Genomic DNA, 10,510 nt, shown 5'->3' with positions numbered 1-10,510 from the left:
AACTAATCGTTGAGTGGACGTGTTGCCGACCAAGCTAGGCTGTGGCACAACGGGTTGTCAATGATCCGGGGCCTCTACTTCTGTCCGCTGAGTGATAAAGTGATCCACTATGCGAAAGGGATCGGAACCCCCCACGGGCACGGTCGCCCGCGTCATCTCGGTGTTCCGCGCCGTGGTTGAGGCCCGCGAGGACGTGAGCGTCGCCGAGCTCACCGAGACGCTCGGACTGCCCCGACCGACCGTGCACCGGCTGCTGGACCTGCTGGCCAAGGAGGATATGGTCGAGCCCGACCCGGCAACCCGGCGCTGGGGCCCGACCGCGGAGTGCCAGCGGCTCGGCGCGCTGCTGGCCGCCCGGCGCGATCTGGTGAAGCTGGCCCGCCCGGTGATGGCGGAGGTGGTCGGGCGCAGCCAGGAAGCCTGCCTGCTGGGCGTGTACCTGCCGCGACGGCGGGAGATGATTTACGCGGCCGAGCACACTTCGCCCAACCCGCTGTCCTACCGGATCGAGCTGAACTCGCCCGTGCCGGTCAACTGGGGCGCGTCCGGCCGCTCGATCTTGGCGTTCCTCTCCGATGACGAGATCGAGGCGATCCTCGCCGAGCGCGCACCGGCCCCGGTATCGGGAGAGAAGGCGCCCACCGCGAGCGTCCTGCGCCGCGAGCTGGAGTCGATCCGGCAGACGGGGTTCGCGTTCTCGCGGGGGCAGAAGATCGTCGGTTCGCGGGGCATCGCGGCTCCGATCCTCGGTGCGGACGGCATCGCCGTCGGCAGCCTCACGCTCACGATCCCGGAGATGCGCTTTCGCGAGGAGGCGAAGGAGCAGCTCGCGGAGATGGTGATGAACGGCGCCGCGAAGCTGAGCACGATGCTCGGGCACCAGGTGCCCCGCGCGGCCTCGATCTGACGACGTTCCGGATCGGCAGCCGAGCCGGCGCAGCAATCCGCGGTTGAGCTGGACGCGGCCGCCTTCGCCCGCAACGTGGCCGGACCAGAACTCGGTGAGTACGGGTTGTGCCGGGTCCGGTTCGGCAAAGCGCAGAAGGGCTCACCACCCAAGCAGCGCAGCGTGATGACCGTCTGGGACTGGACCCCTGACGCGAGCGCACGCTTCGCGGTCACCTCGACAACGTGGTCGCCGCGGCCCTGGCCAGCACTCGTGAAGCGAAAAGTCGGCTACACCTGGCGGCTGCGGGAGATCATGGCCACCCGCGGGGTCTTCACCGCCGCCGAGCTGGTTCCGCTGCTGCAGGAACGGGGCATCGACCTGTCCGCGTCCCAGGTCCACCGCCTGGTCCCAGGCACCCCGGAACGGTTGTCTCTGCAGGTGCTGTCCGCGTTCTGCGACACCCTCGGCCGCACCCCGGCCGACCTGGTGGCCATCACCGCGGAGAACGCCGGCGTCCGGCCGTCCTACACCTGCTCGCGCTGCGGCCAGGAAAGCCGGCTGCGCGTGCCAGTAAGCACAAAGCACTCGACGCGATCGGGCAGCAGAAGGCCGGCGCCGGCGCCTGGATCAAGCGCCAGGGACGGTTTCAGGACATGATCGACGCGCTGACCAAGCTGGCAGACGACATCACCGCGAAGGCTCCCCAGTCGGCGACCCCGGGATCAAGGACGCCCATCAGCAAGCAGGCTTCTGCTCCGCCCGCATGCGGATACGGCTGATGAACAAGCGCGCGGTGCTGAACCGCCGGTGCCCGCTGCCGCAGCGGCGTCCGGCGCGGAATTCTCGAAGTTGTCGTAGCTGCGTTGGCGTAGCGGCGTTCGTGCGGGAGCAGCGAGGCCACGCAGGGGTAAGCGGCTTGGACAAGGGCCTGCTGGGATTGCGGCCAGTGCTTCGCCCCAGGGTCAGTCCTTGGCCTCCGCGATCAGCTTGTGGATGCGGGAGACGCCATCCACCAAGTCCTCGTCGCTGAGCGCGTACGACATGCGCAGGTAGCCCGGGGTGCCGAAGGCCTCGCCGGGCACCACGGCGACCTCGACCTCGTCCAGGATCAGCTCGGCGAGCTCGGCCGAGCTCTGCGGGCGCTTGCCGCGGATCTCCTTGCCCAGCACACCTTTGACCGCGGGGTAGGCGTAGAAAGCGCCCTCGGGGTTCGGGCACACGAAGCCGTCGATCTCGTTGAGCATCCGCACGATGGTGCGGCGGCGACGGTCGAAGGCGGACCGCATCTCGGCGACCGCGGACAGGTCGCCCGAGACCGCGGCCAGCGCGGCGACCTGGGAGACGTTGGCGACATTGGAGGTGGCGTGCGACTGGTAGTTGGCGGCGGCCTTGATGACGTCCTTCGGGCCGATGGCCCAGCCGACCCGCCAGCCGGTCATGGCGTACGTCTTGGCGACCCCGTTGACAACGATGCAGCGCTCGCGCACCTCGGGCACCACCACCGGCATCGAGTGGAACTCCGCGCCCTCGTACACCAGGTGCTCGTAGATCTCGTCGGTGAGCACCCACAGCCCGTGCTCGACGGCCCAACGGCCGATCCGCTCGACCTCCTCGCGGGTGTAGACCGAGCCGGTGGGGTTGTTCGGCGAGACGAACAGCAGCGCCTTGGTGCGCTCGGTGCGGGCCGCCTCCAGCTGCTCGACCGACACCCGGTAGCCGGTGGTCTCGTCGGCCACGACTGGCACCGGGACACCGCCGGCGAGCCTGATCGACTCCGGGTAGGTGGTCCAGTACGGCGCCGGCACGACAACCTCGTCGCCGGGGTTCAGGATGGCCGCGAAGGCCTCGTAGATGGCCTGCTTGCCACCGTTGGTCACCAGCACCTGGGCGGCATCGACCTCGTAGCCGGAGTCGCGCAGCGTCTTCTCCGCGATGGCCGCCTTCAGCTCGGGCAGGCCGCCAGCCGGGGTGTAGCGGTGGTTGCGGGTGTCCGCGCAGGCCTTCGCCGCAGCCTCGACGATGTAGTCCGGCGTCGGGAAGTCCGGCTCGCCCGCCCCGAAGACGATCACCGGTCGGCCGGCGGACTTGAGCGCTTTGGCCTTGGCGTCGACCTTGAGCGTCACGGATTCCGAGATGGCGGCTACGCGATCGGACACCCGAGTTTCTGCGGTCATGGCCCGCATCATCGCAGAGCCTGCGATCGGCTCATGAGGGTGTTCCCGGCGCGGTCTCCCCGAACAGGTGCAGAAAGTAGTTGATTTCCTTTGTCAGTCCTTTGACGGTGTGGCCGCCTGCGAGCACGGGCCGCAGGCTCGCTCGGTGACGGACGTCACCTGATCGCGGCAGCGGCCCAGCCCGGCACACTGCGCTCGTGTCCGCGACCGACTTCATCGCCGATCGGCTCACCGCGCTGAGCCTTATCCGCCAGCGCCTCGCCATCCTGCGCGAGGAGGTGGACAACGATGAGGCTGCTCGCGAACCTCACGGTGACCGGCGTCTGGCTCGGCAGGGCGTGGGAGATGGATCCGCAAGAGGTCCTCGGCCAGCTCCAGTACCTCATGACCGAAGACGACGACAGCGAAGAAGACTCGCCCGGCCGCGGGCTCCCCGCCTACCCGAACATCGACCCCGACGAGCCGCCTGCGTTCTTCCGCATCGCGCAGGTCCAATACGAGATCGCATGCGCCGACCGTGCCGGGCGAGCACTTCGGCCGGCACGCCCAAACCTGCGGATCGTCCACGACGCATGACCAGCTGCGCCACGCTGAACATGCGCCCCTCGGGCCACAGCGCGTTGCGATACCTAAGCTCAAATTCCTGCGTAACTTCATCGTCACTGAAGTGTTTTCAAGATCAACTTCGGTTGCGTTCGCGCTGTTCACACTGGCGCGCCCAGGGTGAAACCACTGGTTTCGGAACGCAGGCGGCACCTGGAACCGCTACGTCGCGACCCGATTATCAGGTCGGGGGCGGGCAGCTCGTTGGTGGAGAAGTGGGCGGCGATGCTGTCCACGCAGACTCGTTCGGCTGCCTCGTGCAACGTGCGACCATGGAGAACTTCGTCGTCGAGCAGAGCCCGGACGGCTGCGGTGATGTCGTCACGGCCGTCGTACCGTCATGGCTGCCGATACCCCGCTCACCGGAGACTCGTTCCGGCGTCTCCAACCAATAACTACACCCAGGCCGCTGCCTCGGCTGCCGGACCGGGTCTGGACGGACGAGGACTGGGACCGGATCCGGCGCGGATATCGAGCGCGGAACATGGACGAGAAGTGGAACGTCTTCTGCGAAGGCGACGTGCTTTTCATCCACCGGAGCTGGACCGGACACGGCATCTATGAGGCGTCCTTTGCCCAAGTGCCTAAAGGCGGGAGAAAGATCGCCTCCGCTGTGGTAGAAGGCGACACGGAGCGCTATCGGAGCATGGGCGACGAGTACGACCGTCTGATGCTGGAACTGGTCATCAGCGCGATCGTCCTCGGCGAACCGGCCGCCGACCTGCGGGCTGGCCTACGGGAGCTGACTGGCCGGGCTTCAGGAAGGAGTGATCTTCCCTCGGGCGTCGTGGAGCACAGTGCTCTGGGATTGCGTTCGGAGTCCTAGACTCCGCACCGCTGGAGAGCGCTGTCGTTGTCAGTTGGCGAGCAAGCACGGGCTCGAGGTGCTACACGAAACCGCGCGTGCTGCCCCGAGCCCCGCTACGCCACGGCAAGACAGTCGCTCCATCTCCCCCGAGACCTGGGGAATACGCAACGATCGAATACGGGACCCTGCCAGTAGCCGGCCACGGACGCTTCCGTCAGGCTGAGTCTGCCGCACCGACAGCCGTGAAGCACCCCTGCCTCAACGCTGGATTTTGCCCGCGGGATGGCCGCGTCACCTCAACTGCAGGCCGGTGAAGCCGAGGGCCCGCACCTGCTCGACGCGGTCCCGGTCGGCCTTGAGCCGCAGCAAGTTCTCCGCGGCATGCTGCTCCTCGTCGTTCTCCTTTCCCGGCAACGCGGCGCTGTCGGCGATCGCCTGCTCGATGGGCGCCAACGACGTCGCGAAGACATCCCGTTCGGCTTCGTCGCAGTGGCGACCACCGTGCCGTTGCCCGATATCAACTCTTCTCACTCACGAGGTGAGCGGTGGCCGAAGCCGAAAAGGCGGCGGGGCAGGTGGCCAGGAGCGTGGGAGCGGGCGATGTCGTCGAACTCCTTGATGCGATCCTCAGGGACGGGTTCTGGCTCCGCGGACCGGAGGTGAGCGCGCAGGGCGCGAGCGACGTCGCCGACCTGGTCGCCGAGCCAGGGGCAGGCGAGGACCAGTTCGGTCAGGGAGCTGAGGATGGTCACCGCCCGCCTGTGGCTGGCCTTCTCGGCCTGGGACCACCGCACCGCCACCGTCGCACCCACGTCCTGCCGCAGTTGCGGGTCCATCCAGGCCGCGGCGACCATGGCGAAGGCCGCTGCCTCGGTGACCCAGTCCTCCGGCCCGAAACACAGTTCGGACAGCACCCGGGCCCGTTCCGACCCACGCCACGGCTGGTCAAGCCGGTGCCACGAGATGCCGAGGCAGGCCATGACCTGCACCGCCCTGACCCACACGTCGGGCCGCCACCAGCGCGGCTCCTCCGGCGGCGCCGGCGGGTGCACCAGCACGCCGAGGAGGTCGTCAAGGGGCACGTCGGCCAGTGCGCCCGCCCGCCGGTGGATGGCGAGAATGTGCGGCCACGCCGGTACGGCGAGAGCCCGCACTCGAGCCGCGGCCTCCGGGGAGGGGGGCGACCGCGGGGGCGGGGCAGCGTGCCCGCGTACCGCCACACCGCGCACGTGCCCGGGTACAGCGGCGCGCGGGCGTCGGGCTCCTCCACTTCCCGCGGATGGAACTCGGCCTGTGGCAACATCGAGTGGAACGCGAGCTGGGCGCTGGGCGGCTCGATCGTGGATGGCACGAGCTGGATCGGTGAGTCGGAGCCGGTCGGGTACTGCTCCAGGAACTCCAGCAGCGTGCCGACGGTTGCCTCGGTGGCAACCGGGATCTCGCCCAGCCACGACCGGCCTCGGCTGCGCTCGGCCAGCAGCGCGACGGTGCCCTCGCCCGGCGTTTCCCGGACCCGGTCCGCCAGCGCCAGCACCTCGGCCGGATCAGCGTCGTCGTCCCGCAGCGGGTGGTCGCTCATTCTCGTCTTCCCCACTCAACTACTGCCCCCTCGGTTGCCGAACTCCCACCAGCGGTTCCGACCGCCACCGCTGCGGGCCTCAGGCTCTCGGACACCGCGGACCAGGGTGACCCGGTCTGCCGATCGGTCCGGCTTCGGTTTCAGCTGCGCGGTGAGTGCCCGTTCGGTATGAGCCAAAACCCACTCCCGGTAGACTTCGTCTCCGTTCTCGAACCACTCGCGCAGCTCGATCGGCCGGCTCAACACCCGCTCGAAATATTCACCGGCCCGCTGCACCAGGATCTCCACCGGCCCGGAGTACACGATCTCTTTCTCAGGCGCCCCCTCGAAATCGAACGGGATGTCGTGGTAGCACTCGCCCCCGACGATGTGCGTCCCGTCGAATTCCACGCCGCAGGTGAGCAGGCGACGCTCGTTTTCCTCGTCGTCCAACCAAACGCCGACCCTCAGCACGTGTTGATCGTCGTCGATGGCGTGATAAGCCCAGGTGTCATACGGCTCGCACGGCCATCTACAGGACACCGCACGCGCTCGCAAACCCGACAAAAAGACACGGTCGGCAGGGGTGCTGGGGTCAACCGTGATCGTGTCGTCGTAGAACTCGAACCACTCTGGATCCACCCCACCGTCGACCGACTCGGATCCCACACGCGCTCCCGCTGCTTGTCCCTGCCCTGACCAACGCACGTACCGGGTCGCCGCTCCGGCGAGCGCCGCAACGGGGACCCGGCCACCAGCCTTTCGGCTAGAACCAGCTGCTGATGGTGCCACCGATGCTGTTGATGGCGTCACCGATCCCGCTGCCGGCCACCGCACCGACGATTCCGCCGACGACCCCGCCGACCACCGTTCCGCCGCCGGGCTCGATGAAGGTTCCGATCGCCGCTCCCCGCTCGGCGCCGATCTCGCCACCTGCCAAGGCGCCGGCCAGGGCGCTCGTGTCCTTGACCACCGTCTGCACCTTCTGACCAGCCGGCGCGGTGAGGAAGATCGCCACGCCCACCGGCCCCGTTAGGCGCCGCGCCGGCTCTTCCGGCCCCACGTCCGCGGCTTCGACGAGGTCGCCACCCACCCGCGCACGTGTGCGCCCACATCTTCGAGCACACCACTACGGACAACCGGCCCTGCACCGTCATGCTGCCCGGCGGCGGTGACGGTGGTCGGGTCGATCCCGGTCATCTGGTCGGCGTCGTCAAGGATGTAGGTCTGCCCGTCGCCGGGGATGATGTTGCCGGCGAGGTCGTAGCTGTAGGTGCGGCCCCCGGCCGCTGGTGCCGGCGGCGTCGGCGTGGGGCGACTGTCTGGCCCGCGAGTTCCCGCTTCGTCGTGATCGCCTCCGTCTCGATCTCAGGTCGGCAGTTCCGTGCCGGTCCGTTCGGCGATCATGTACTCGGCGTACCAGTCGGGCCAGTTGATGTCTCGCTCGCCGGTGCGCTTCTCGTGTTCACCGTGCGCGGCCTCCGCGCGGCGCAGAGCGGCGGCGAGGTCGCCGGCCGACGAGAACGTCGCCTCCGCCGGGTCCACCCGCCCCGGCAAGCGGCTCCTGTTTTCCTGCAGCAGCCACTGGTTGCCGTCCGGATCGGCGAACGTCGCGCGCGGCCGGTACATCCCGCGGTCCGCATCGAGGCCCGCCTCGCGCCCACCCGGTCCGTCGTGGAAGATCTCCTCCACCGTGACCCCCGCGGCCATCAGCGCGTCCCGCGCCGCCACGATGTCCGCGACGACCAGGTACCCCTTGCCCGATCCCGGCTCGGCATCCGTCAGCGCCTCCCCGAACTGCACCGAACACGCCGATCCGGGCGGCGTGAACCGCACAACCCCGGGCGAGGTCGCGTCCAGCCGCCAGCCGAGCCGCCCGTAGAACTCCTTCGTGCGCTCCACGTCGGCGACGGGAAGCACCAGCACCTCGATTTTCATGTCGACGCGCCGCACGTCCTCAGTAGTCATCCATCCTCCCGGTGAGACGAGCGCCCGCAGTAGCCGCGAACCGCGCTACTGCCGATTCGCCGGGTGCGGCGGCGAGGTCGCCGACCCGAACGACTTCCAATTCCGATGTCATAAACAGGCGACGGGCGCCAGGGCGTCCTCCAAGACGCTCCGACGCCCGCCTTGTGGTGTTGGGATCAGCCGTTGGCGGCGCTGGTGTTGACCTCGCCATTGAGGCCCTGGGGGAAGAACCCGCCTGAGGTGGCTGCCTTCGGCGTGAGGTAGACGATGTTGAGGACCTGGCCGGGCGAGCGACTGTAGGCGATGCCGTTGGCGTCGGCCGGGACGATGTTGACATTGCCCTGGCTGTCGACCACGCCCTGGTCGTCGTCGACCGAGCCGTCGAGGCTGTCACGGGCGTTGGAAAGCTTGACGCTGGCCTCCTTCAGGTCGTGGCCGAGGTGGCCTGGACCGCTAAGGCTGCCGCTGTGCTGGTAAAGCGCGCTGCGGATACCAGCGGCGTGGTACGCCTCGACTGCGAGGATGCCGGCGGCGGCTTCGAGGTACGTCTTGTTGCTGATCAGGGGCGCCGCGCCCTTGAACGCGGTGACGCCGACGTCCTCGAAGAGGAACGCGGCGAGCAGGAAGTTCTCTTCACAGGCGAAAGCGTCGAAGCTGTGGCCGGGTTTGACCAGACCGGCAGCCTGGGCAGCGGCGGTGAAGCTGGACTGCAGATCGATCGGCGGCCGGCTCACCGCCGCAGAGCCCAGCGCGGTCCGCAGGAACTGGACGTGGGCCTTCTCGTCCGACGCGATCTCCTGGGCGAACTGGCGGGTCGTTTTGGTCGTGAACTTCACCGCGCGACCGCCCGTGACACCGCCACGGGTCCCGGTGCCGGTGGTCATCGAATCAGCGAGTCCTTCGCCTGTGACGGCGTGCAAGTAGAACTCGGCCTCGAGATACTCGAGGTTGAGGGCGAAGTTGAGCACCGCACTGTCACTGACCGCACCATCTGCGGCCGCAGCGGCCGCCGCTGTCGCCGGTCTTGCCGCGAGCCCGCCAACGGCTCCAGCGCCGACGACACCCAAGCCGGCCATCCCTGCCGCTCGCAGGAAGCGGCGACGATCCCGGACGTTCTCGGCACTCCGGGCAATCATCGACGCGGCATAGCGTTTCCCAAACACGGGCGAACTCCTCTCCCGCCCGCGGATGGCAGGCGGGTCCTTAACGGACATTGCTGGTTCAAGGCTGGGGCAGCCGCAGACACGACCGTTGTGCGGTCGAGTGGGCTACCAATCACGCATCAGCGACGGGTCCACGAGCACCTGTTCGGCATCCCTGTGATCTCCGCATCATCAGCCAAACCTCCAGGGTGCGTCGGGGTGCTCATCGTCGATCGGGACACGCGCTGGCTGGTTCGCGCCGTGCGGACGGCGGTTCTTACCAACGACCGTGCCGATAGCCACCGCTCGCCCGGCGACAGCGGCACAGGGGTCACGCGGCGATGACGGGCCGCCCGGTCGGCGGTGGCTGAGTAGGCTCCTGGCCAGGGGATTCTTGGGGTTCTGGTGGGAGGTTGCCGGTGGTGGCTTTGGTGTTCGCGGACGACGAGCCGGAGGGGCTGCAGCGGTGCCCGGAGATCGTCCGGGAGGACTAGCTCCGGTTCTTCACCGTGGCACCGGCGGACGTGGCGTTCGTCGATCCCGGTTACTACGTCACCCGCGCTGACGTGTTCCCAGCCGACCCAGTTCGCCGAGCTCGCCGACGAACCCGAGGTCACCGTAACGGTGCTGATCGGTTCGGTTGGCACATCCGGGGTGTCAGGTCCGATTCAGGTGGTCTCGAATTTTGGCGGCGACGAGGTCGGGACGCTCCTCGGGCAGGTGGTGTCCCCCCGTCCCGCGAACACAATTTGCAGGATGGACTACAGCCACGTCGCCCCGGTCCTGCTGCCACACCTGCACGAGCGGCCGGTCACGTTCGTGCTTAACCGCACTATGGCATTCACTCGGGTGTGTCATGCGCCGGTCGGTGAGTGGTCAGCTTCGGCGCAGCAGCACCCGCCGGGTGGCGTCGAGGTGGCGATCTACCACGAAGCGGGCGTTGGCGCCGACCACGGGCGGGGTGCCCGTCCACTCAAGGACTGACCAGACGCCACCGAACCTGACGACGTATTCACGGTTCGACGTGAAGACTTCGGTGATCTCGGCGATCACTTCAGAACCAACGGGATACCTGTGCTTCACCGCCTGCCACTCCGGCTCACTTCTCCAGAAGTCGGCCGTGTCCGACCGGAATGCGTCGTCGAGCGGCCAAAGGCGAACCTGGTGGTAGGTGTGCTGGACCACCTCGAACTCGGTAACAGTGCCGATGCCCGGCCACTGGTCGACGGATCGGGGCAGGTGAACTACGTCAACGAATCCGGTTGGCGGCCGGCCTAAGTGATGTCTCGTAACTGATGCTGTTGTTGGTGTTGCTGGGTGTTGCGGTCAGCCAGCGAGGAGGATGTTGTGCAAGTGTGCGATTCCGGA

12 protein-coding genes are annotated in these 10,510 nt (G+C 68.1%); 4 read left to right on the top strand and 8 right to left on the bottom strand.

Going from position 1 to position 10,510, the window contains the following annotated elements; translation table 11 throughout:
• Window positions 1-109 precede the first annotated feature (109 nt).
• Complete coding sequence (locus ACIA77_RS50025; RefSeq protein ID WP_395893294.1) at window positions 110-907, top strand: IclR family transcriptional regulator; 798 nt, start codon at window positions 110-112, stop codon at window positions 905-907.
• Between the two features lie 165 nt (window positions 908-1,072).
• On the top strand, window positions 1,073-1,546 hold the full coding sequence (locus tag ACIA77_RS50020; protein ID WP_395893293.1) for a helix-turn-helix domain-containing protein: 474 nt from the start codon (window positions 1,073-1,075) through the stop codon (window positions 1,544-1,546).
• 305 nt (window positions 1,547-1,851) lie between these two features.
• On the opposite strand, the gene ACIA77_RS50015 is transcribed toward ACIA77_RS50020, so the two are convergent.
• Entirely contained in the window at window positions 1,852-3,072 is a 1,221-nt protein-coding gene (locus ACIA77_RS50015) for a pyridoxal phosphate-dependent aminotransferase (protein WP_395893292.1), read from the bottom strand.
• A 279-nt stretch (window positions 3,073-3,351) separates the two neighbouring features.
• On the opposite strand from ACIA77_RS50015, the gene ACIA77_RS50010 reads away from it, so the two are divergent.
• Together ACIA77_RS50010 and ACIA77_RS50005 are read left to right on the top strand one after the other, a co-directional pair.
• Window positions 3,352-3,639 (top strand): hypothetical protein, encoded by a 288-nt coding sequence (locus tag ACIA77_RS50010; RefSeq protein ID WP_395893291.1) that lies wholly within the window; start codon window positions 3,352-3,354, stop codon window positions 3,637-3,639.
• 511 nt (window positions 3,640-4,150) lie between these two features.
• The gene (locus tag ACIA77_RS50005; protein WP_395893290.1) at window positions 4,151-4,492 is read left to right on the top strand and encodes a hypothetical protein; all 342 of its coding nucleotides are present in this window, start codon (window positions 4,151-4,153) and stop codon (window positions 4,490-4,492) included.
• 273 nt (window positions 4,493-4,765) lie between these two features.
• On the opposite strand, the gene ACIA77_RS50000 is transcribed toward ACIA77_RS50005, so the two are convergent.
• The 7 genes from ACIA77_RS50000 to ACIA77_RS49970 all read right to left on the bottom strand — a co-directional run bounded on the left by ACIA77_RS50000 (window position 4,766) and on the right by ACIA77_RS49970 (window position 10,327).
• The gene (locus ACIA77_RS50000; protein WP_395893289.1) at window positions 4,766-5,005 is read right to left on the bottom strand and encodes a hypothetical protein; all 240 of its coding nucleotides are present in this window, start codon (window positions 5,003-5,005) and stop codon (window positions 4,766-4,768) included.
• Complete coding sequence (locus ACIA77_RS49995; RefSeq protein WP_395893288.1) at window positions 5,002-5,556, bottom strand: hypothetical protein; 555 nt, start codon at window positions 5,554-5,556, stop codon at window positions 5,002-5,004. The genes ACIA77_RS50000 and ACIA77_RS49995 overlap by 4 nt, the downstream gene beginning before the upstream one ends.
• A gap of 512 nt (window positions 5,557-6,068) precedes the next feature.
• Window positions 6,069-6,701 (bottom strand): hypothetical protein, encoded by a 633-nt coding sequence (locus ACIA77_RS49990; protein ID WP_395893287.1) that lies wholly within the window; start codon window positions 6,699-6,701, stop codon window positions 6,069-6,071.
• A gap of 97 nt (window positions 6,702-6,798) precedes the next feature.
• The gene (locus tag ACIA77_RS49985; protein WP_395893286.1) at window positions 6,799-7,125 is read right to left on the bottom strand and encodes a hypothetical protein; all 327 of its coding nucleotides are present in this window, start codon (window positions 7,123-7,125) and stop codon (window positions 6,799-6,801) included.
• A gap of 275 nt (window positions 7,126-7,400) precedes the next feature.
• Window positions 7,401-8,000 carry a VOC family protein gene (locus tag ACIA77_RS49980; protein WP_395893285.1) on the bottom strand — a complete coding sequence of 200 codons (600 nt, stop codon included), beginning with the start codon at window positions 7,998-8,000 and terminating at the stop codon, window positions 7,401-7,403.
• A 176-nt stretch (window positions 8,001-8,176) separates the two neighbouring features.
• Window positions 8,177-9,163 (bottom strand): ferritin-like domain-containing protein, encoded by a 987-nt coding sequence (locus ACIA77_RS49975; RefSeq protein ID WP_395893284.1) that lies wholly within the window; start codon window positions 9,161-9,163, stop codon window positions 8,177-8,179.
• A gap of 855 nt (window positions 9,164-10,018) precedes the next feature.
• Complete coding sequence (locus ACIA77_RS49970) at window positions 10,019-10,327, bottom strand: hypothetical protein (protein ID WP_395893283.1); 309 nt, start codon at window positions 10,325-10,327, stop codon at window positions 10,019-10,021.
• Between the last annotated feature and the right edge of the window lie 183 nt (window positions 10,328-10,510).

Origin of the sequence: Amycolatopsis sp. NPDC051903, assembly GCF_044452505.1 — a bacterium.
Taxonomy (GTDB): domain Bacteria; phylum Actinomycetota; class Actinomycetes; order Mycobacteriales; family Pseudonocardiaceae; genus Amycolatopsis.
Note: the sequence above shows the minus strand (reverse complement) of the source record. Positions and strands in the feature narration are given on the sequence as shown.